Raw genomic sequence first — 21342 nt, 5'->3', positions numbered from 1 at the left:
GTCAGGCGGGTTCCGGCGCCTTGTCCCCGGGACGGAGCGCCTCGATCTCGGCGACCGTCGGTGCGCCGAACATCGGCATGCCGTGCCGCTTGCGGATCATGCCCCAGACGAGCGGCACCAGGACCAGCATGGCCAGGCCGATGCCCCCGACCAGCATGGCCTCGAGCGTCTCGTGGCCCTCGCCGAACGGGTGCAGGCCGGCCTTGAAGAGCAGGGCGACGCCGGACATGGTCAGGACGATCACGATGCCGCGCCGGATGAACGACTGAGGCACCCGCGGCGCGAGCCGGGACCCGAGCAACGTGCCTGGGACCGAGCCCATCACCAGCGGGATCAGCAGGGCCCAGTCCAGGCCATGGATCGCGATGTTGGCCAGGGCGGCGCTGAGGACCAGCGGGACCGCCTGCACGAGGTCGGTGCCGACGAGCCGGAGGGCCGACAGCCCGGGGTACATCATGAGCAGGGCGATCATGATGACCGATCCCGAGCCGACGCTGGTCACGCCGACGAGCAGCCCGCCGAGCATCCCGACCAGCAGCGTCGGGAGCGGACGGATGCGCGGATCGTCGTCGGGCTGGACGCCGCCGCGTTCCACCCGCCGGAGGTTGATGTAGATCCGGAGCGCGTACGTCGACGCGGCGAACAGCAGCGCGATGCCGATGCAGAGCTTGAGCGTCTTCTCGAGCTGCTCCGGATCATCGGTGAGCGCGCTCGCGAGGTACGGCCCCACGAACGCCATCGGCACCGAACCGGCGATCAACCAGCCGGCCAGCCGGAAGTTCGGCGATCCCTCGCGGGCATGGGTGATCGCGCCGCCGGTCTTGTAGATCGCTGCCGCGGTGAGGTCGGCGGTCACGATCGCGGAGGTGTGGCCGACGCCGAGGAAGATCAGCGCGGGCGTCATCAGGGCGCCGCCACCCATGCCGGTCAGTCCCACCACGATGCCGACGAGGAACCCGGCGACCATGATCGAGAGGGCCGTCAGGGTGATCCACTCGCTCATTTGTTTCCTGTCGTGGCACTGGTCAGGCGGGGGAGCACGGCCTGGAGGAGGGAGTCGATCTGGTCGGCCGATGCCTCGGCGGCGGCCCGTCCGCGTCGGTAGGGGTCGCGGATGTCGTGGGCGTCGACGGCTCCGGCCCGCCGGTGGCCCACCGCGGTCACCAGTGCTGCTCCGGTCAACGAGGCACCGACCCGGTCGATCGACTCCGCGAACTGGCCGAGGGTGAAGGCCTTGCGGAAGGCCTCGGGAGCCTCCTCGAGCACGAATGCCCGGTGCGAGGACTCCGCGGTGAGGACCAGGTCCGCCTGGGCGATCAGCTCCCGCGTCAAGGGCTGGCTCACGAAGCCGGCGAGCAGGTCCGGGCCGACGCCGCGGTCGGTCAGTACGGTGGCCATCGTCCGATCCACCTCGTGCGCGCGGAACCCGTGCGTGCCGGCGCTGATGAACTCCACCTGCGTCGAGGGGCCCAGGAGCGATCGCGCCCGCAGCTCCATGTACGGCGACCGGCAGATGTTCGCCGTACAGACGAACAGGACGCGGAGGGGCTTCTCGGCAGGACCCGCGCTGGTGGTCGAGGTGGTCGTCCGTCCCCTCTTCGAACGAGCGGTGGGCTCGGTCGACGGGGTGGAGGCGCCAGTGGTGGCGAACCCGGATCCGACCAGGTCGGCAGTGTCGAGACGGACGTCGAGGTACCCGGCCTCGCGCAGCGCGAGGGTGACGTCCTCGAGGGCCTCCTCGATGCTGCGACCGGTCGTGTCGACGCGGACGTCGGCGTCGGTGGGCTCCTCGTAGGGGGAGGAGATGCCGGTGAACTCGGGGATCTCCCCGCGCCGGGCCTTGGCGTAGAGCCCCTTGCGGTCGCGTCGTTCGCACTCCTCGAGCGGGGTGGCGACGTGGACGAGGAAGAAGGCACCGCCGGCGTCCTCGACCATGGCGCGGACCTGCTGGCGGGTCTCGTCGAACGGCGCGATCGGGCTGCAGACCGCGACGCCTCCGTGGCGGGCGATCTCGGCAGCGACCCAGCCGATCCGGCGGATGTTGGTCTCGCGGTCCGCCTTCGAGAAGGTCAGGCCGGCCGACAGGTTGCGGCGGACGACGTCGCCGTCGAGGCTGGTCAGCGATCGGTGGCCCTGCTCCAGCAGGCGGTCCATCAGCGCCTGGGCCAGCGTCGACTTGCCGCTGCCCGAGAGGCCGGTGAAGAAGAGCACCAGGCCCTGCTCGGCGGGGGCCGGGTGGGCCTGGGCATTGATCTCGGCCAGGGCGGGCAGCGGTGCGCCGCCCGGGACGAGCTCGACGAGGGGGTCGGCGCCGGCGTACGCCGCCAGCACCGAACTGCGCAGCGCCGCGTCGGCGTCGGTGTCGTGCACGGTGAGGGGTACGGCGACCACGGCGCCGTCGATGAGGCCGGCGACCTCGGTGGTGGCACGCAGCAGCGTGACCGGGTTGATCGCGGTGCTGCCACGGCCGACGAGCGCGACGAGCAGCACCGGCCCGAGGGTCCGCAGCTGCTCGAACTGGGCGTCGGTGACCAGGTCGGTCACCGGCACCACGGTCCGGCCGGCGTACGTCAGGCGGGCGAGGTCCGGCGTCAGGTAGAGCCGCCGGAACGGGCCGAACTGGGCGTGGGCAAGGGGCGTCACGCTGAGGCCGCGCAGGGTCTGGGCGATCCGGGCCAGGGGCAGGCCCTCGGGGTCGACGAGCTCGACCTCGTGTCCTTCGTCGAGGTGGAGGGCCAGCGCTTCCGGCAGGTCCAGCGTGATCGGGCTGCCCGGTTCGTTGAAGCCGACGATCGGACCTGCGGCGCCGGACGTCAGCAGCTCGAGGTCGTCGAGCTCCCGTGGCGTGGGGCAGTGCTGGGGAACGGGCGGGCTCGACACAACCGCGATCGTACAGAGTTGAGTGAGTTGCTCGGGAAACGAGTGTGAAGGAGTTCACGTCCCGCGTGCTTGCAGTTTGCTAACTATTGCTAGCACTATGGGCACATGGCAAAAGGCAAGGTCGGGAAGACCGTCGGCTCCCTCGGCGACTACCTCAAGGAGCAGCGGCTCTCGTCGCGGCTCTCGCTGAGGCAGCTCGCGGACCAGGCCGGCGTCTCCAACCCGTACCTGAGCCAGATCGAGCGCGGGCTGCGCAAGCCGTCCGCCGAGGTGCTCCAGCAGATCGCCAAGGCGCTGCGGATCTCCGCAGAGCAGCTGTACATCCGGGCCGGAATCCTGAACCCGGAGGACGGCCTTGCCGGGTCGGTGGAACTCGCCATCCTCGGCGACACCGTCCTCAGCGAGCGCCAGAAGCAGTCGCTGCTGGACGTCTATGCATCCTTCCTCGCGCTGAATGCGGCCGAAGCTCCCTCGGACGCCGCCGAAGCACCGATCGCTGCCCAGGAAATTCCCAACAACGTCACCAACGAAGGGTGAATGCAATGCCGAAGTTCGAGCTCCCGAAGATCGAGATCCCCACGATCGACATCAAGTCCATCGACCTCCCCGAGGTCCCCGAGGCCGCGCAGAAGCCGATCTACGCCGGTGTCGGCGCGACCGACCTCGCCGTCGAGAAGGTCAAGGGCTACGTCGCCGACGTCCAGGCCAAGGTGACCGCTCGGGTTGCTGACGTCCAGAGCACCGTCAAGGGCTTCGAGCTGCCCGAGGCGAAGACCCTCCAGGACCGCGCCACCAGCACCTTCGCTGACCGCAAGAGCCAGGCCGAGGCGAAGTTCGCCGAGCTCCAGGCCGACGCCAAGGCCCTCCCGGCCAAGGTCCAGGGCACCGTCAAGGTGAAGGTCGACGAGAACGTCGCCACCGCGACCGCCCTGTACGCCGACCTCGCCAAGCGCGGCGAGAGCGTCGTCGTGAAGCTCCGCAAGTCGACCCCGAAGCCCGCCGCGAAGAAGGCTCCGGCGACCAAGCCGGCCGCCAAGAAGGCTCCCGCGAAGAAGGCTGCCGCCAAGAAGGCTCCGGCCAAGAAGGCTGCTGCCAAGTGAGCTGACGCTCCACTTTCACCACGACCCCGAAGCGAGAGCTTCGGGGTCGTGGTCGTTTTCGGGGGGACGGCTAGGATCGCGACATCATGAGTGGGGGATTCGTAGGCGCCATCAGCGACGTCGAGGTCTGGATCAACATCGGTATCGCCTTTGCGCTGCTGGTGATCAAGATCTTCGCGTTCGTCAGCGCGCTGCTGTACTCCGGCGAGTCCTACGTCGCGGCCGACAAGCTCACCAAGCCGACCTGGACCGCGATCCTCGGTGTCGGGGTCCTGCTGCAGGTGGTGCCGATCAACCTCTCGATCGTGAACCTCGCCATGACCGTCGCGGCACTGGTCTACCTCGCCGACGTACGACCTGCGCTCGCCGGGCTGCGCCGCAGGTAACCGCTCGGCCAATCCAGGATCACAGCAGGTCGAACAGCTGGCCGGTCTCGCCGTCGCTCGGCACGAACGCCTGGGCGACCTCGCCGGTGCCCAGCACCCGGAGCGCGCCGTCGGCCGCCTCGGCGTACGCCGCATCGCCGCGCTCGAGGCGGAGGATGTCGCCGCGCGTGTTGACGACCGCGACGGCACCATCGGTGCAGATGAGGAGACGTGCGCCGGCCGCAGGGAGCACGACGCCCGCGGGGTCGGCGGGTGAGCTCTGGGTGACCGAGAGCGCGAACTCATGGCCGGGGATGAACACGTCGGTCGAGTAGTTCACGACCTGCGGCTCGACCCGGGCGGCGCGGGACGTGCCTTCCTCGAGGCACTGGACCAGGCCCTCGGCGTCGATGTGCTTGGTCGTCAGGCCGGCCCGCAGGACGTTGTCGGAGGCGACCATCACCTCCAGGCAGAGCCCCTTCAGGTGCGCGTGGATGATGCCGGTGGCGAGGTAGGCGGCCTCGCCGGGCTGCAGTGTCAACCGGTTCATCAGCAGCGCGATGAGGACGCCGACGTCGCCGGGCGAGGTGAGCGCGAGCTCGACCGCGGTGGCGTAGGCCCGCTTGATGTCGAGTCCGTTGTCGAGGGCGCGCTGGCACTCGGCCACGACCTCGCCCACCACCTCGGCGGACGGCGGGTTGGTCACCAGGCCCTCGATCAGCCGGATGATGCCGGCGAAGCCGGGGTCGTCCAGCAGGCTCTCGGTCAGCTCCTTGGTGAGCGGGTGCTCCAGGGCGCGCAGCACCCGCACGATCTCGGACGTGCGGCGCAGGCCGACGAGGGTGTCGAAGGTGGAGAGGGCGTAGACCATCTCCGGCTTGGGGCGCGGGTCCTTGAACACGCGCCGGGGGCCATCCAGGGGGATGCCTGCGGCCTCCTCGGCAGCGAAGCCGGCCTGGGCGCGCGCGCTGTTCGGGTGCACCTGGATCGAGAGCGGCCGGTCCGCCGCGAGGACCTTCAGCATGAATCCGAGGTCACCGGCCACCTCGGTCAGCGGCCGCTCGACGCCCTCGGTGTCGATGACGCGGGCGGTGCCCAAGGGGTGCGTTCCCATCCAGACCTCGGCGACGGGGTCACCGGAGCCGAGGCGTCGCTGGAAGACGGGGATGGCGTCGGCGGAGCCCCAGTCGTAGTTCTGGGTGTGACAGGCGAGCGCGAACACTTCGTCTCCGACTTCAGGTGGGGGTTCCCAGCCTAGGACGTGGGATCGTCGAGGTGGGTGGAACCCCGGGCGGTCATTGGCCCTTTGTGGCGTACGACGCTTCGGTCGCGTCCTTGTGAGGTCGCCACCAGTCCTCGTGGTCCTGGTACCAACGCACGGTCAGTTCGAGGCCGGCCTCGAAGTCGGCGTACTGCGGCACCCAGCCCAGCTCGGTTCGGAGCTTGCCCGCGTCGATCGCGTAGCGCAGGTCGTGGCCTGCCCGATCGGTGACGTGCTCGAAGTCGTCGGCGTCGCGGCCCATCAGCGAGAGGATGAGTCGCACGACCTCGAGGTTGGACTTCTCGCCCTCGGCGCCGATCAGGTAGGTCTCGCCGATCCTGCCCCGCTGGAGGATGGTCAGCACCGCCGAGGAGTGGTCCTCGGTGTGGATCCAGTCGCGGACGTTCTCGCCGGACCCGTAGAGCTTGGGGCGGCGACCGTCGATGACCTCGGTGATCTGGCGCGGGATGAACTTCTCGATGTGCTGCCACGGCCCGTAGTTGTTCGAGCAGTTCGAGATCGTCGCCCGCACACCGAAGCTGCGGACCCAGGCACGCACCAGGTGGTCGGACCCGGCCTTGGAGGCGGAGTACGGCGACGACGGCTGGTAGGGCGTGTCCTCGGTGAACTTCTTCGGGTCGTCCAGCTCCAGGTCTCCGTACACCTCGTCGGTGGAGACGTGGTGGAAGCGGACGTCCGCCTTGCGGACCGCCTCGAGCAGCGTGAAGGTGCCGATCAGGTTGGTCTGGATGAACGGCGAGGGATCGTTGAGCGAGTTGTCGTTGTGGGACTCCGCGGCGTAGTGGACGACGGCGTCGTGCTCCGCGACGAGCGGCTCGACCAGTGCGGCGTCGGTGATGTCGCCGACGACGAGGCGGACCCGTTCCTCGGGCAGACCGGCGATGGATTCGCGGCTCGCGGCGTAGGTCAGCTTGTCGAGAACCGTGACCACGGCGTCGGTCTGGCTGACGACGTGGTGGACGAAGTTGGAGCCGATGAATCCGGCCCCGCCGGTCACGAGGATGCGATCCACGCGTGACAGTCTAGGGACATGCGCGGGATCATTCTGGCCGGTGGTACGGGGAGCCGTCTGCACCCGATCACCCATGCGATCAGCAAGCAGTTGATGCCGATCTATGACAAGCCGATGATCTACTACCCCCTCTCCACGCTGATGCTGGCGGGCATCCGCGAGATCCTGGTGATCACGACGCCGCGCGAGGCCGACCAGTTCCGGTGGCTCCTCGGCGACGGCTCGCAGTTCGGCATCGAGATCAGCTACGCCGTCCAGGCCTCGCCCGACGGTCTCGCCCAGGCGTTCCTGATCGGCGAGCAGCACCTCGACGGCGGCGGCGCCGGTCTGGTCCTCGGCGACAACCTCTTCTACGGCTCCGGTCTCGGGACGCGGCTGCGGCAGTTCACCGACCTCGACGGTGCGGCCATCTTCGGCTACCGCGTGGCCGACCCGACGGCGTACGGCGTCGTGGACTTCGACGCCGACGGGAAGGCGCTCTCGCTGGAGGAGAAGCCGGAGCATCCCAGGAGTCGTTACGCCGTCCCCGGGCTGTACTTCTACGGTCCCGACGTGGTCGAGCGGGCCAGGTCGCTCCAGCCCTCGCCCCGGGGAGAGCTCGAGATCACCGATCTCAACCGGCTCTACCTCGACGAGGGCCGCCTCCAGGTCGAGATCCTGCCGCGGGGCTCGGCCTGGCTGGACACGGGGACCTTCGATGACCTCAACGACGCCAGCAACTTCGTCCGGGCGCTCGAGGCCCGGCAGGGCAGCAAGGTCAGCTCGCCCGAGGAGATCGCCTGGCGACTCGGGTTCATCGATGACGAACATCTCGAGGAGCTGGCGGACGGCCTGCTGAAGAGCGGCTACGGCCTGTACCTGCAGGACCTGCTGGCAGAGAAGCGGTCGCTAGGGTCTCTGGCATGAAGGTCCTCGTCACCGGCGGCGCCGGCTACCTCGGTTCGATCACGTCCAAGGCCCTCGAGCAGGCGGGCCACACGCCCGTCATCCTCGACTCGCTGCTCAGCGGACCGCGCGCGTACGTCGGCGACCGGATCTTCTACGAAGGCGACATCGCAGACCGGGCGCTGTTGCGGCGGTTGGTCGCCGAGCACCCCGACCTCGATGCCACCATCCACATGGCAGCCCGGATCGTCGTGCCCGAGTCGGTGGAGAAGCCCTACGAGTACTACCGAGACAACGTCGCGAAGTCGCTGGAGATGTTTGACGAGCTGACCGCGCTCGGCAAGGGCCGGATCGTGTTCTCCTCGACGGCGTCGCTCTACGCGATGACGCCGGACTTCGAGGTGACCGAGGCCGACCCGGTCGACCCGAACTCCCCGTACGCCCGCACCAAGCGGATGATGGAGATGGTGCTCGAGGACCTCTCGAGGGCGAGTGACCTGCGCGCGATCATCCTGCGGTACTTCAACCCGATCGGCGCCGACCCGGACCTCGAGACCGGCTATCACCTCAAGGACGCGACCCACGTCGTGCCGCTGATGGCGCAGACCGCACTCGGCCAGCGGGACAGCTTCACGCTCACCGGCACTGACCACCCGACCCGCGACGGCACGGGCATCCGTGACTACATCCACGTGTGGGACCTGGCGCGCGCCCACGTGCGGGCGATCGAGGAGTTCGACAACGCCCTCGCGAAGGTCGACTCGACGTTCACCTACATCAACATCGGCGGCGGCGACGGCGTGACCGTGCGTGAGCTGCTGGCCGCTGTCGAGCGCGTCGTCGGCAAGCCGATCCCGGTGACGGAGGCCCCGGCCCGTCCGGGCGATGCGGCCGGTGCGTTCGCCAACGCGGACAAGGCGGCCGAGCTGCTCGGCTGGAAGGCCGAGCTCTCCCTCGACGAGGCGATCGCGTCCGCGCTCGCCTGGGGGGAGAAGCGGAAGGACGTGCTGGGGTACGCGTGAGCGGTGCCCGGGTCGTCGCGCTGGTGCTCGTTGCAGCCGTTGCTGCGGGGTGCACGGGTGGCGCCGACCCGACGCCGCCGGCGGCCACGGGGTCTCGAGACGGTTGCTGCGCGACCTCTTCGACCTCCGGCCCGGCACCTGTCGTCGAGAAGCCGCTGGCAGGGAAGGTCGTCGTCCTCGACCCCGGCCACCAGCTCGGCAACCGGCACCACGGCTCCGAGATCGCCCGGCCCGTCGACGCCGGCGGGTTCGACAAGGAGTGCAACACCACGGGTGCGGCGACCAACGCGGGCTACCCCGAGGCCACGTTCACGTGGAAGGTGGCCGTGGCGGCGCGGCGGATCCTGCGGCGCCTCGGCGCGCGGGTCGTCCTGACCCGGGCGAGCAACTCCGATGACCTCTGGGGTCCGTGCGTGGACGTGCGCGGATCCATCGGCAACCCGGGAGAGCCCGGTCGCACGGCCGACCTGCGCGTGAGCATCCACGCCGACGGGGTCGCAGTGGACGGCGCGCGTGGGTTCCACGTCATCCGGCCGGGCGTCCTCGACGGCTGGACCGACGACATCGCGAAGCCGTCACGCAAGCTCGCGGTCGACGTACGCGATGCGCTGGAGGCGGCGGGATTCCCGGCGTCGTCGTACCAGGGGAGGAACGGCATCGATGTCCGCACCGACCTGGGCACCCTGAACCACTCGGACATCCCGACCGTGATGGTCGAGCTCGCCAACATGCGCGACCCGCGTGACGCCGCGCTGGTCGAGAGCGCGCAGGGCAGGAACCGGTACGCCCGGGCCCTCGCGCAGGCGATCCGGAAGTATCTGGCGCGCTGACGGGTCGTCAGTGCATCGCGTGGCGGCCGGGGCCGTCCGCGGACTGTGGCTGTGGAAGCGGTGCGGGCCGCAATGGGGGTCGGTGCTTCGACCTCCGCGTGTGCCGTTCGATGTGAGGGCAGCCGCGTGGGCCGTGCTTGAACAGACATCGCATCTTGCGACGCCAACGCCGGAAGGACATGTGAACTCCAGGGGGGAGGGAGCGCCCAGTTCCCGAGATGGCTCCGACCGTAACACCGTCTTCCGACGATGGGGAGCAAAGATGGTGAACCTTCGCTGCCGGTAGGTTGGCGGGCATGGGGATCCGCGCCGCCCACTGGGACGACTGGAGCCTCGAGGGGCTACTGGGTCAGAAGATGGCCCTGGGACAGCGCGTCAGCCTCGTCGTCCCGGCCCGTAACGAAGCCGCGACCGTGGGCGCCGTCGTCACCCGGGTCCGCGAGGCCCTGATGGACACCGTCGCCCTCGTGGACGAGATCGTCGTCATCGACAGCGACTCGGTCGACGACACCTTCGCCGTCGCCGAGTCCGCCGGCGCCCGCGTGCACCGGTCCGCGGAGATCCGGCCGGACCTGGGCACCCACTCCGGCAAGGGCGAGGCCATGTGGAAGTCGCTGTTCGTCACCAGCGGTGAGCTACTGGTCTTCATGGACGCCGACCTCCACGACTGGGACACCCACTTCGTGCCGGGACTCCTGGGGCCCCTGCTGGGCTCGCCCGAGGTGCAGCTGGTCAAGGGGTTCTACGACCGCCCCGGCGCCGACGGCCCGCTCGAGGGCGGACGGGTCACCGAGCTGGTCGCGCGTCCGCTGATCGCGTTGCTGTTCCCGGAGCTCGGGGGACTGGTCCAGCCGCTGGCCGGTGAGTGGGCCGTACGACGGTCGTGGTTCGCCGGGCTGTCGGTCCCGTCGGGCTACGCGGTGGAACTGGCCGCGCTGATCGACACCGTGCGAGAGGGCGGGGTGGAAGCGCTCGCCCAGGTCGACCTCGGGGTGCGGGCGCACCGGCACCAGGCGTTGCGCGACCTCGGCGGGATGGCGACGCAGATCATCGCTGCGGCACTGGCGCGGGTGGCCCCGGAGGTTTCGAGGCCCCAGCCACCGGATGCAGCGGTGTTGCGGCAGTACCTGCGCGGACTCGAGCCCGTCGAGCACGTCGTACCGATCATCGAACGCCCTCCGGCAAAGGACCTGCTGTGACGCTTGCCCTCGGTCGCCACACCTTCGGCGACGACGACGCGTTGATGATGGCCATCGTCAACCGGACGCCGGACTCGTTCTTCGACAAGGGTGCGACCTGGGCCGAGGACGCAGCGTTCGCGCGGGTCGCCGAGGTGGTCGCGCAGGGCGCCGAGATCGTCGACATCGGTGGCATCAAGGCGGCACCCGGTGTCGAGATCTCCGCTGCGGAGGAGAAGGCGCGCGTCGTGGACTTCGTGGCCCGGGTGCGGTCGGAGTGGCCCGGCCTGGTGATCTCGGTCGACACCTGGCGCGCCGAGGTGGGCGCAGCCGTGTGCGAAGCCGGTGCGGACGTCCTCAACGACGCGTGGGGTGGTGCCGATCCCGAGCTCGTCGACGTCGCGGCGCAGTGGGGCGCGGCGATCATCTGCACCCACACCGGCGGCGTGACGCCGCGGACCCGCCCCTACCGGATCGAGTACGACGACGTGGTCGCCTCCGCGATCACCGACACCGTGGCCTATGCCGAGCGCGCGCTGGCCGCTGGTGTCGCGCGGGAGTCGATCGTGATCGACCCCGCCCACGACTTCGGCAAGAACACCTTCCACTCGCTCGAGGTGACCCGGCGCCTGGGGGAGATGGTGGCCACCGGCTGGCCGGTGCTGGTGTCCCTGTCCAACAAGGACTTCGTCGGCGAGACGCTGGGCAGGGAGGTGGGGGAGCGGCTCCTGGGGACGCTGGCTGCCACCTCCGTCTGTGCGCTGGCGGGCGCCCGGATCTACCGCGTGCACCAGGTCGTCGAGACCCGGCAGACCGTCGACATGGTGTGGTCGATCGCCGGTCGCAGGCCGCCGCTGCGGGCGATCCGGGGGCTGCAGTGAGCGCCCCGGTCGTGCCGGTGGCCCTGGTGCCCGGCGTGCTGGCGCTGTTGCCGGAGTACGCGTCGATCGAGGACCCGGTCGCTGAGCTGCGTGCATCGTGCCTCGCGGCCGTGGGGCGGCTCGGGCCGCGGGTGCGCGTCGTCGCGTCCGGCGGGTCGGGAGGGTCGGGAGGACGGGTCGGGGCTGCGCTGGTCGCTGCGGTCGGTTCATCCGTCGTCGAGTCCGGAGAGACGGGGGTCCTCGTCGTCGGGAACGGGTCGGGTCGTCGTACCGAGAAGGCACCGGGGCACTTCGACGAACGAGCCGAGGGCTTCGACGCCGCGCTGCGGGCGGACCTCGGCTCGGCGGATCCCGCGTTGGCCGACGAGCTCTGGGCGGACGTCGCCGCGCTCTCGGAGCTCGATGGCCGGGAGCTGGCGGACGCCGACGTGCTCTACGACGACCTGCCCTTTGGTGTGCAGTACTGGGTCGCGGTGTGGGGGTCTCGAGACGGTCGCTGAGCAACCTCCTCGACCTCCGGGCAGACTGGGCGCATGAGCATCCAGGGCAGCGAACGGCCCGCGTGGCAGGTGGCAGCCGTCGGCGCGGCCGGGTTCGTCGCCGTGCTGTGGGTCATCGAGGGGATCGACGTGGCTGCCTCGCACCGCCTCGACGGCTGGGGGATCCGGCCGCGGTCCGACGAGGGCCTGCTCGGCATCCTCGCGGCACCGTTGCTGCACGGCGGCTGGGGACACCTGGTGGCGAACACCGTGCCGGCGCTGGTGCTGGGCTTCCTGACCCTCGCCACCGGCATCGCGCGCGGCCTCGTCGCCACCGCGGTGATCTGGCTGGCCGGTGGGCTCGCGGTCTGGCTGGTGGCCGGTGACCACTCGGTCCACATCGGGGCCTCGGGCCTGATCTTCGGCTGGCTCACCTACCTCGTCGTGCAGGGCTTCGTCGACCGCAAGCCCCTCGAGATCGCCATCGGCGTGGCCGTGCTGCTCGTGTACGGCGGGGTGTTGTGGGGCGTGCTGCCCGGCCAGCCCGGCGTCTCCTGGCAGGGACACCTCTTCGGTGCGATCGCCGGTGTCCTGGCGGCCCTCGTGGTCAGCGAGCGCGGGCGCGGCCTCGTCGGCAGGCGCCGGTGAAGGCGTTCCGCCTGCCCTGGCTCTGGCTGGGGCTGTGGGTCGCCCTGCTCGTGGCCGTCGCGTACGCCTCGCTCGGCGCACCCCGATCCGGCCCGGACGTTCCGGCCAGCGACAAGTGGATGCACCTGGCGACGTACTTCCTCGTCGCGGCCGCGGGCGTCCAGCTCTTCCGGCCCGGGCGACCGCTGCTCTGGGCGGCCGGGTTCGCGGTGTTCTACGGCGTCGCGATGGAGATCGGGCAGGGCACGCTCACCACCGACCGGATGATGGACTGGCGCGACGCCGTCGCGAACACGATCGGCGTGGTGCTGGGGGTCCTCACCAGCCGGACGCCGGTACGGGACGCGCTGCTGCGCGCCGTACCCTCGGGCCGTGACTGACGACCTGCTGATCGAACGGGACCGCCTCGGCGCCGGCGTGCTCGAAGTGACCTTCAACCGGCCCGAGCGCCGCAATGCCTTCACGACGGCGATGTACACCCAGATGCGGGAGCTGTGGGAGAAGACTGCCGATGACCGGTCCGTTGCGGTCGTGGTGCTGCGCGGCGCCGGTGGCAAGGCGTTCGCTGCCGGCAACGAGATCAGCGACTTCCTCGAAGCCGACGCCGTCGACTACGAGAACTGGATCCGCGAGATGTTCGAGCGGCTCTGGACACTGCCCCAGGTCACCATCGCCGCGATCGACGGCGTGTGCGTCGGTGGCGGGCTCGCCGTCGCCACGCACTGCGACCTGCGCGTCGCGACGGCCGCGTCGAAGTTCGGCTACCCGATCGCCCGCACGCTCGGCAACGCGCTGTCCGGCACCGTCCTCTACCGCTGCCAGGCGGTCTTCGGCGAGTCGCTCACCCGGGAGATGCTGCTGGCCTCCCGCCTGGTCTCCGCGGATCGTGCCCACTCCGCCGGTGCCCTGCTCGCGTCACTTCCCGACGCTGCCGCCCTCGACCTGGAGATCGCTGCCCTCGTCGAAGGCATTGCCCAGGCGTCGCGGGTGACCCTCGAGGTCACCAAGCAGCAGCTCCGCACCTACGCTGCGTCGCTCGAGGCGTCTCCCGAGGGCGAGGAGGCCCTGCTGCGCGAGGTCTACTCCGGCCCCGACTTCAACGAGGGCGTGCGGGCGTTCCTGGCCAAGGAGAAGCCGGCCTTCGGTCGCTGAGTGATGCTGGTCAGGCTGCCCGAACGGGTGCCAGGCGAAGCACGTCGAGCAGCGCCTCAGCCACGTAGGCCGGGTCGTGCATCACGTCGTCGTAGCTGAAGCGGATCACCAGCCAGCCCTCGCGGACCAACGTCGTGTAGCGACGGATGTCAGCGTTGTGCTCATCAGGTCCGGCGTGCCATGTCCGCGACTCGGCCTCGATCACGATCCGTCGGCGACGGTCGGCGAGATCGACCCGGTGGGGGCCGATCTGCACCTGGGGCTCGACGTCGAGGCCGCGTATGTCGAGACAGATCGCGCGCAGGCACGACTCGAACGGGTTGGCCGCGCGACCGTCTGCCGCCCGCGCGACTGCCTCCGCCTGGCCACGCCCGATCCGCGGCGCGGCCGCGATGGCCACCAGCAGGTCGTCGCGAGTGACACGTCCGGAACGGAGCGCTGAGTCGGCAACGGCGAGCGCCTCGTCGAAGGGCATCGTCCGAAGGCAATGAACGGCCGTGGCCAGCGGCGTCTGGATGCGCGCACCTTGCGCATTGACGAGGACATCGCCCTGGGAGGACCACCAGTGCGGCACGATCTGTGCGCGTTGCCGAGGCGTGAGGGTCCGTCCCTTGAGGAGGGCGACGTGCGGCCTCCCGGGTGGACGCTTGAGCTTCCACTCCCAGATCAGGGCAGCGGACGGCCCGATGATCGTTGCGGACAGTTCGATCGACCTCAGCTGCGCCTCGGCAATCCCTGGCAGTCCGTAGACGCCGCGGCGCAGGCGGATGATGTCTCCCGAGTCCAGCGCGCGCTTGATCGCCTTCTTGCCGCATCGTGCGCGAAGGACGGCGGTGTCGGCGACGCCGCCGCACTCGCGCATGACCTCCAGTGGGCGCATACCAGAGATCGTCGCTCATCAGCGCGGGCAACGCAGGTGGTCATCCACAGGGTCCCTGGCGATCCACTCCTCGGGGCGTTCAGGGGGCAAATCCGGCGGGAAACGGGCGAGTTGTGGATCGGCAGGGCCCTGACGGCTGGTTCGCTACCGCCGCTGCCTCCGGCGCCCCAGCGGTACGACGACCGCCGCGACCAGGCACACACCGGCCATGGTGAGCGTGGTGGCGCGGAAGGCGGCCTCGTGGCCGCCGTACACCGCGAGGAGGGCGACGCTGGCAGCCGAGCCCACCGCGAAGCCGAGGTAGCGGAGCAGCTGGTTGAAGGCCATCGCGCTGCCGGTCTCCGACGGGGGGACGTGCGGCACGATCAGCATCGGCAGGCTCGAGAAGGTGAAGCCGCTGCCGAGCCCGCCGATGGCCATCGCGACCAGGGCCAGGGTGAGGGTGTCGTGCTCGAGGGTGAGCATGACGAGCGACGAGGCGAAGATCGTGGAGCCGAGGGGGAGCAGCACGTGTGCGCCGTACCGGCGCGCGATGCGGAGCGCGACCCGGCTGCCACCGACGCTCATCAGTGCGTAGGGAACGAGGACCAGTCCGGCGCTCAGGGGTCCGCGGTCCAGCCCCCACCCGTCGCTGCCGTCGTTGCGGACCAGGAGGACGACGACGGTGAGGAGTCCGTACATCGCGAACGCGAGCACGAAGCCGACCACGTTCGGGCCGAGGACGCCCGGGTGGGTGGCCAGGCGAAGGTCGACCAGCGGCTGGCCGCCGCGGCGGGCCACGCCGACCGTGCGGACGATCCAGCCGGCGAGCAGGCCGATGCCACCTGCGGCGAGGAGCAGGACCGGTGCGGACAACCAGCCCCACCGTTCGCCCTCGCTCACGGCGAGCAGGGTGCACACCATGCCGGCCCCCACCAGGGCGACGCTGGGCAGGTCGACGGCCTGGGGCACCCCTACGGCGTGCTTCGGGAGGTGCCGCAGGGCAAGGCCGAGGCTGATCGCGACGAGGGCTGCGCCGAAGGCGTACGCGCCGCTGACGCCGGCGTACTCGGCGAGGAAGCCGGTGAGCGGATAGCCGAGACCGGCGCCCGCCACGGTCGCCACCGACAGCAACGAGAGGCGCGACGCGAGCCGGTCGCCTGACCAGACGTCGCGCGCGACGGCCATGGTCAGCGGCGACAGGGCCAGGCCCACGCCCTGCAGGGCGCGACCGGCGATCAGCGGGCCGATGCCCAGCGGTACGACGGACAGCACGGTGCCGACCAGGACGACACCGAGCGCGCCGAGGATGACCGGCCGACGCAGGCGTCCGCTGCCCCAGCGTCCCAGGGCGGGGGTGGCGGCTGCCGCGGTGATCAGCGTGGCGGTCAGGATCCATTGCGCGGTGCTGATCGGGACGTCGTACCGACTGGCGATGCTGGGGACGAGCGGTGCACCCAGGCTGCTGACGATCGCGGTGACGGTGGTGACGGCGGCGAGGGTCGCGAAGAGCCAGCGGTCCTTGCTGCGGGCAGTCGTCACCCGACCAGTCTCGTGGGTACTGGTCGGGTGACGATGCTGCGGGTCCCGCAGGGCGGGCTGGTCAGGCCTCAGTCACTCGAGACCGGGTCACCATTGTCGACGGTCAGCGAGGAGGTCTCCTCACAACTGCCGTCGATGTCCCGCTGTGCCGGGTTGTCACTGTTGTAGGTCACCTGCCACGAGTAGTCGCCTGCGGCGAAGGCATCCTCGTTCGACGTACCGACGGTCACGCCGTCAGCATCGCCAGCAACGTCGACGTCCTCGGTGTAGACAGCCGCACCCGTGCAGTCCGACGTGGCGTACAGGTCGAAGGTCACCGTTCCGTCCAGGTCCCCACCGGCTGTCGCCGACACGGTCGCCGAGTCGTTCGGCACCCAGGTCTGGGCGGTCTCGATCGTCGACGGGACGTCGGTGACCTCCACCATCTCGTCGTCAACGGAGCAGTCCGTGTTGTGGTCGGCACCGTTGGTGTTGGGGTCGTCGCCGCTGTAGGTGGCGACCCAGTGGTAGGTGCCCACCGATTCCGGCGCGAACTGCGGATCCGGGGTGGAGTAGTCACCGTCGCCGTCCACATCGACCGACGTCGTGTAGACCGGTTCGCCCTGGCCACACCCGGAGTCGCTGGGTCCGTAGAGGTCGAAGGTGATCGTGCCGCCCGCGTCCTCGGCGCCCACGGGCAGCGTGGTGCTGATCCCGTCGCCGACCGGCTGCGTCGCCGTACCCGACAGTGTCGCGGTGTCACTGACGGTTCCGCCCGCGTTGACGTCGGGTCCCGCCTCGGTGGTCAACTCCGGTGTGGCGGCGGAGACCTCGAAGCACTCGCCCGGTTCGTCGTTCTCGGACACCGCGGGGATGCCGTTCGCTGCATCGCCGCTCCAGGTGGCGCGCCAGCAGTAGGTGCCGGCAGCCGTGATGTACGCCGTCGGAGAGGTGACATCGACAGGGAAGGAGTTGCCGCTCAGGTTGGTCGAGCCGATCGACTCGCCCTCGCCGGCCCCGCACGTCGCTCCGTGGGTGTCCGCATTGCAGAGCCAGAACGAGACCGAGCCGGTCGGAGTGGCATTGCCGCCGGTCAGGCCGACGGTGGCGATGTCCTTGACCTGGGCGACGCCATCCCCGATGGAGAGGGTGCCTTCCTCCAGTGCGACGCCTGCGCCGTCCGCCGGGGCGGTGGTCAGCGTCGGTGTACAGCTGCTGAGCGGATCGATCTTCTGGAGGATCGTGTCCTTGTAGTCGGCCGTGTCGGAGTTGCCGGTCACCGTGCTCGGGATGACGTTGGCGAAGGTGGTGCAGGACTGGCCGTCGGTCAGGCCCGCTGCCGTGAGATTGATGGCTGCCTCACCGCGGAACTTGTCGGCGCTGTAGAGACCGGCTGCCTGCGCAGGGGGCAGGCCGACCGGTGCGCCGAGAACCAGTGGCGCGTTCGCGTTCGCCTGCGTCCAGGTCCTCTTGGAGAGCACGGCACTGCTGCCGCTCTGGTCCCAAAGGATCAGGAAGTCGCCGGCGCTCCGGCCGACCTTGACGTTGCCGGCCTCGGTGCCGCTCTTCCACGGGTTGCAGGTGGCCGGGGCGTACGACACGGCACAACCGGAAGGCAGGCCGTTCTTCATGAACTCGAAGGCGATGAAGCCACTGCCCGTGTTGGAGTCGCGCTCCCAGCCGAAGTACAGGAAGTCCGCGTTGCCCTGGCGCTTGAGGTTGAGCCAGGCCTTCCTCAGGTCGACCTGTGCGTTGGGGTTCGTGACCTCGAGCATCGGCGTGGCCGCAGTGTGGATCACCGTGATCTTGGTGGGACTGCCGTTCTTCGGGCCGATCTCCTTGGTACTGCCGAAGTCGTCGATCAGCGTCTGGGCAGCATCGGTGCCTGGCACGGTGCCGTCGATGTTGTACGGCCCGAAGGCCACGGCGTTGGCGCCGGAGCTGACGATCGTGGTGGCGGCGACCACGGCGATGCTGGCCACGATCGACAGCCTGCGGCGACGAGACGCCGGGGAAAGCCCGGCCTTGCCCCGGTTCTTCCGGGAGCGAAGAAGTTGAATCATGTGATCGGTACCCCTGGTTGTCAGGTGCGGGAAAGTGCACGTGAACGGCGGCACCACGTCTGTGGATCCCCAAGAGCCCCGAAGCGACCAGCACGCGGTCAGGCCCCCGGCCCCTGTGCGACCCAGCTGGGCCGCAACCCCCCGGTTGCCCAAGTCTCATCTGACGCCGTCTCGCAACGGGGAGCAATGACAGGTTCCGATGGTCGGAGTTTCGTCAATTGGCCTACGACGGCAGGGGGACAGGCGTAGGTTTGATCGGCTCGAAGCAAGCCTCGGGCGGGTCGTTTCCGCCGCGCCGGTGCGCGCGCAGGACGCCTACCCACCAACAGGAATCGTCGCCCCAGGAAGCCTGGGACGACGATTCGGGTGGGGAAGCCGCACGCACGGTTCCCCGAGAACTACCGGAGAGGCTGAGCCCTACCTGGAGGCCTTCTTGGCGCGGCTCGTGATCTTCGCGCGCTCGTTGGCGTCGAGGATGATCTTGCGGATCCGCACCGTCTCCGGAGTGATCTCCACGCACTCGTCCTCGCGGCAGAACTCCAGGCTCTGCTCGAGCGAGAGCTTCTTCGCCGGGATCAGCTTCTCGAAGTTGTCGGAGGTGGCGGACCGGATGTTGGTCTGCTGCTTCTCCTTGGTGATGTTGACGTCCATGTCGTCGGCGCGGGAGTTCTCGCCGACGATCATGCCTTCGTAGACCTCGGTGGCGGGCTCGAGGAACATCACGCCGCGCTCCTGCAGCGAGGTCATGGCGTACGCCGTGGTCGCACCGGAGCGGTCGGCCACCAGCGAGCCGGAGGCGCGCGAGCGGATCTCGCCAGCCCACGGGAAGTAGCCCTCGGAGATGTGGTGCGCGATACCGGTGCCGCGGGTCTCGGTGAGGAAGTCGGTCCGGAAACCGATCAGACCTCGGGCCGGGACGACGAACTCCATGCGCACCCAGCCGGTGCCGTGGTTGGTCATGCCCTCCATGCGGCCCTTGCGAGCGGCAAGGAGCTCGGTGATCGTGCCGAGGAACTCCTCGGGCGCGTCGATGGTGAGGCGCTCGAACGGCTCGTGGACCTTGCCGTCGACCTCGCGGGTGACGACCTGCGGCTTGCCGACGGTGAGCTCGTAGCCCTCACGACGCATCTGCTCGACGAGGATGGCCAGCGCCAGCTCGCCGCGGCCCTGCACCTCCCACGCGTCGGGACGCTCGGTCGGGAGCACGCGGAGCGACACGTTGCCGATGAGCTCCTGGTCGAGGCGGTCCTTGACCAGGCGGGCGGTGACCTTGTGGCCCTTCACCTTGCCGACGAGCGGGCTGGTGTTGGTGCCGATGGTCATCGAGATCGCAGGCTCGTCGACGTGGATCAGCGGCAGGGCGATCGGGTTCTCCGCATCGGCGAGGGTCTCGCCGATGGTGATGTCCGGGATACCGGCGACGGCGACGATGTCACCGGGGCCGGCCTGCTCGCCGGGCTTGCGCTCGAGGCCCTCGGTGATGAGGAGCTCGGTGATCTTGACGTTCTTGACCACGCCGTCGCGCTTGATCCAGGCGACCGTCTGGCCCTTCTTCAGGTAGCCCTGCTGGATGCGCAGCAGCGCGAGGCGACCCAGGAACGGGGAGGCGTCGAGGTTGGTGACGTGCGCCTGCAGGGGTGCGCCCTCGTCGTACACGGGGGCGGGGATGTTCTCGAGGATGGTGCGGAACAGCGGCTCGAGGTCGGTGCCCTCGGGGAGGGTGCCGTTCTCGGGCTTGGTCAGCGACGCGATCCCGGCCCGGCCGGAGGCGAACACGACGGGGAAGTCGAGGGCGTCGTGGCTGTGCGTGTCGTCGAGCAGGTCCATGAAGAGCTCGTACGTCTCGTCGACGACCTCGTCGATGCGCGCGTCGCCGCGGTCGGTCTTGTTGACGACCAGGATCACCGGCATGTTGGCGTTGAGGGCCTTGCGCAGCACGAAGCGGGTCTGCGGGAGCGGGCCCTCGGACGCGTCGACCAGGAGGACGATGCCGTCGACCATGGACAGGCCGCGCTCGACCTCGCCACCGAAGTCGGCGTGACCCGGGGTGTCGATGATGTTGATGACCATGTCGCCGTTGGCCATCTCCTGGGCGGAGGGGCCGCGGTAGTGGACGGCGGTGTTCTTCGCGAGGATCGTGATGCCCTTCTCGCGCTCGAGGTCACCGGAGTCCATGACGCGCTCGGCCACGGACTCGGCCTGGTGCTCCGTGAAGGCACCGGCCTGGCGCAGCATCGCGTCAACGAGCGTGGTCTTGCCGTGGTCGACGTGCGCCACGATGGCTACGTTGCGCAGGTCGTGGCGGAGGGATCGTCCATCCTCGGACTGTGTCAGGGGCATGGGAGTACGGCGTCGCTCTCGTCGAAGGTTCTGGGTGGCCGGGTCACGCGCTCGCGCGCGGTGGCCGCCTGCCAGCCTAACGGCGCGAAAGCCTTCCGCTCACATCGTCGACGTGCGGTCCGCGTGTGATCTGACACCCCTAGACTTCACCCATGCAGACCATCGGGCTCGTCGGCGGCATGTCCTGGGAAAGCAGCGCGGCCTACTACGAGGCACTCAATCGCGGCGTCGAGGAGCGGCTGGGCGGCTTCCATTCGGCTCGTACGGCGATGACGTCGGTCGACTTCGACGAGGTCACCGCGCTCCAGGAGGCCGAGGACTGGGACGGCGTCGCGCTCATCCTGCGCGAGGCCGCCCTCTCGGTCGAGCGTGCCGGCGCCGACTTCCTGATGTTGTGTACGACGACCTTCCACCGCGTCGCCGAACAGGTCCAAGAAGCGGTCTCGATCCCGCTGCTGCACCTCGGCGACGTCGTTGCGGAGGCGTGCAAGGAGCAGGGCGTCGAGACGGTGGCCCTGCTCGGCACGAAGTTCGCGATGTCGCGCACGTTCTTCACCGACCGGATCGCCAGCCACGGCCTCGGGGTCCTCGTGCCCGAGCCGGCCCACCACGACGAGCTCAACCGGATCATCTACGACGAGCTGGTCCACGGGAAGGTCATCGACGACTCGCGTCGTTCGGTCGTCAACCTGATCAGCGAGCTGTGGGACGCCGGCGCCGGTGGCGTGATCCTGGGCTGCTCCGAGCTGGAGCTGCTGGTGCGCCAGGCCGACTCCGAGCTGCCCGTCTTCGGGTGCACCTCGCTGCACGTCGCGGCGGCGCTGGACCGCGCCCTCGCCTGACCC

General features: G+C 69.7%; 21 protein-coding genes. 13 read left to right on the top strand and 8 right to left on the bottom strand.

Translation table 11 applies throughout. The annotated features are described in order from the left end of the window. Position 1: 1 nt before the first annotated feature. Both ACOACQ_RS22290 and cysC read right to left on the bottom strand, forming a co-directional pair. The gene (locus ACOACQ_RS22290; protein WP_378603744.1) at positions 2–1003 is read right to left on the bottom strand and encodes a sulfite exporter TauE/SafE family protein; all 1002 of its coding nucleotides are present in this window, start codon (positions 1001–1003) and stop codon (positions 2–4) included. Beyond that, complete coding sequence (cysC, locus tag ACOACQ_RS22285; protein WP_378603747.1) at positions 1000–2880, bottom strand: adenylyl-sulfate kinase; 1881 nt, start codon at positions 2878–2880, stop codon at positions 1000–1002. Before cysC ends, ACOACQ_RS22290 begins: the two co-directional genes overlap by 4 nt. A gap of 105 nt (positions 2881–2985) precedes the next feature. Here cysC and ACOACQ_RS22280 point away from each other — a divergent pair, with 105 nt between their 5' ends. The 3 genes from ACOACQ_RS22280 (at position 2986) to ACOACQ_RS22270 (ending at position 4366) form a co-directional block, all read left to right on the top strand. After that, positions 2986–3417, top strand: coding sequence for a helix-turn-helix domain-containing protein (locus tag ACOACQ_RS22280; RefSeq protein WP_378603750.1), 432 nt, complete (start codon positions 2986–2988; stop codon positions 3415–3417). A 5-nt stretch (positions 3418–3422) separates the two neighbouring features. Further along, positions 3423–3980 (top strand): hypothetical protein, encoded by a 558-nt coding sequence (locus tag ACOACQ_RS22275; protein ID WP_378603753.1) that lies wholly within the window; start codon positions 3423–3425, stop codon positions 3978–3980. Positions 3981–4066: 86 nt separating this feature from the next. Continuing rightward, entirely contained in the window at positions 4067–4366 is a 300-nt protein-coding gene (locus ACOACQ_RS22270) for a DUF2516 family protein (RefSeq protein ID WP_182377779.1), read from the top strand. A gap of 19 nt (positions 4367–4385) precedes the next feature. On the opposite strand, the gene manA is transcribed toward ACOACQ_RS22270, so the two are convergent. After that, a complete protein-coding gene (gene manA, locus ACOACQ_RS22265; protein WP_378603758.1) occupies positions 4386–5567 on the bottom strand; it encodes a mannose-6-phosphate isomerase, class I in 1182 nt (393 codons plus the stop codon). Positions 5568–5640: 73 nt separating this feature from the next. Beyond that, positions 5641–6639, bottom strand: a complete 999-nt coding sequence (rfbB, locus tag ACOACQ_RS22260; RefSeq protein ID WP_378603761.1) for a dTDP-glucose 4,6-dehydratase — start codon at positions 6637–6639, stop codon at positions 5641–5643. An 18-nt stretch (positions 6640–6657) separates the two neighbouring features. Between rfbB and rfbA the strand changes: the two genes are divergently transcribed. The 9 genes from rfbA (at position 6658) to ACOACQ_RS22215 (ending at position 13714) form a co-directional block, all read left to right on the top strand. Beyond that, the gene (gene rfbA / locus ACOACQ_RS22255) at positions 6658–7545 is read left to right on the top strand and encodes a glucose-1-phosphate thymidylyltransferase RfbA (RefSeq protein WP_378603764.1); all 888 of its coding nucleotides are present in this window, start codon (positions 6658–6660) and stop codon (positions 7543–7545) included. Next, a complete protein-coding gene (gene galE, locus ACOACQ_RS22250) occupies positions 7542–8546 on the top strand; it encodes a UDP-glucose 4-epimerase GalE (RefSeq protein ID WP_378603767.1) in 1005 nt (334 codons plus the stop codon). The genes rfbA and galE overlap by 4 nt, the downstream gene beginning before the upstream one ends. Beyond that, the gene (locus ACOACQ_RS22245; RefSeq protein ID WP_420289305.1) at positions 8543–9376 is read left to right on the top strand and encodes an N-acetylmuramoyl-L-alanine amidase family protein; all 834 of its coding nucleotides are present in this window, start codon (positions 8543–8545) and stop codon (positions 9374–9376) included. The genes galE and ACOACQ_RS22245 overlap by 4 nt, the downstream gene beginning before the upstream one ends. Positions 9377–9672: 296 nt before the next feature. After that, on the top strand, positions 9673–10575 hold the full coding sequence (locus tag ACOACQ_RS22240) for a glucosyl-3-phosphoglycerate synthase (protein WP_420289304.1): 903 nt from the start codon (positions 9673–9675) through the stop codon (positions 10573–10575). After that, positions 10572–11435, top strand: a complete 864-nt coding sequence (gene folP, locus ACOACQ_RS22235) for a dihydropteroate synthase (protein ID WP_378603777.1) — start codon at positions 10572–10574, stop codon at positions 11433–11435. The genes ACOACQ_RS22240 and folP overlap by 4 nt, the downstream gene beginning before the upstream one ends. Next, positions 11432–11935 carry a hypothetical protein gene (locus tag ACOACQ_RS22230; RefSeq protein ID WP_420289303.1) on the top strand — a complete coding sequence of 168 codons (504 nt, stop codon included), beginning with the start codon at positions 11432–11434 and terminating at the stop codon, positions 11933–11935. The genes folP and ACOACQ_RS22230 overlap by 4 nt, the downstream gene beginning before the upstream one ends. Positions 11936–11968: 33 nt before the next feature. Further along, the gene (locus ACOACQ_RS22225) at positions 11969–12562 is read left to right on the top strand and encodes a rhomboid family intramembrane serine protease (protein WP_378603783.1); all 594 of its coding nucleotides are present in this window, start codon (positions 11969–11971) and stop codon (positions 12560–12562) included. Continuing rightward, positions 12559–12942, top strand: a complete 384-nt coding sequence (locus ACOACQ_RS22220) for a VanZ family protein (protein ID WP_378603786.1) — start codon at positions 12559–12561, stop codon at positions 12940–12942. Before ACOACQ_RS22225 ends, ACOACQ_RS22220 begins: the two co-directional genes overlap by 4 nt. Then, positions 12935–13714, top strand: coding sequence for an enoyl-CoA hydratase-related protein (locus ACOACQ_RS22215; protein ID WP_420289302.1), 780 nt, complete (start codon positions 12935–12937; stop codon positions 13712–13714). Before ACOACQ_RS22220 ends, ACOACQ_RS22215 begins: the two co-directional genes overlap by 8 nt. 10 nt (positions 13715–13724) lie before the next feature. Here ACOACQ_RS22215 and ACOACQ_RS22210 read toward each other — a convergent pair whose 3' ends face one another. The 4 genes from ACOACQ_RS22210 to typA all read right to left on the bottom strand — a co-directional run bounded on the left by ACOACQ_RS22210 (position 13725) and on the right by typA (position 20497). After that, the gene (locus ACOACQ_RS22210; RefSeq protein WP_420289301.1) at positions 13725–14594 is read right to left on the bottom strand and encodes a DUF559 domain-containing protein; all 870 of its coding nucleotides are present in this window, start codon (positions 14592–14594) and stop codon (positions 13725–13727) included. A gap of 144 nt (positions 14595–14738) precedes the next feature. Then, positions 14739–16115, bottom strand: a complete 1377-nt coding sequence (locus tag ACOACQ_RS22205; protein WP_420289300.1) for an MFS transporter — start codon at positions 16113–16115, stop codon at positions 14739–14741. Between the two features lie 68 nt (positions 16116–16183). After that, positions 16184–18076 (bottom strand): hypothetical protein, encoded by a 1893-nt coding sequence (locus ACOACQ_RS22200; protein WP_420289299.1) that lies wholly within the window; start codon positions 18074–18076, stop codon positions 16184–16186. Positions 18077–18574: 498 nt separating this feature from the next. Beyond that, a complete protein-coding gene (gene typA, locus ACOACQ_RS22195) occupies positions 18575–20497 on the bottom strand; it encodes a translational GTPase TypA (protein ID WP_378603801.1) in 1923 nt (640 codons plus the stop codon). Between the two features lie 152 nt (positions 20498–20649). On the opposite strand from typA, the gene ACOACQ_RS22190 reads away from it, so the two are divergent. Further along, complete coding sequence (locus ACOACQ_RS22190; protein WP_378603803.1) at positions 20650–21339, top strand: aspartate/glutamate racemase family protein; 690 nt, start codon at positions 20650–20652, stop codon at positions 21337–21339. Positions 21340–21342: the final 3 nt, after the last annotated feature.

Source organism: Nocardioides sp. CPCC 206347 (genome assembly GCF_048654605.1).
GTDB lineage: Bacteria > Actinomycetota > Actinomycetes > Propionibacteriales > Nocardioidaceae > Nocardioides.
This window is presented reverse-complemented; position numbering and strand designations above follow the sequence as displayed.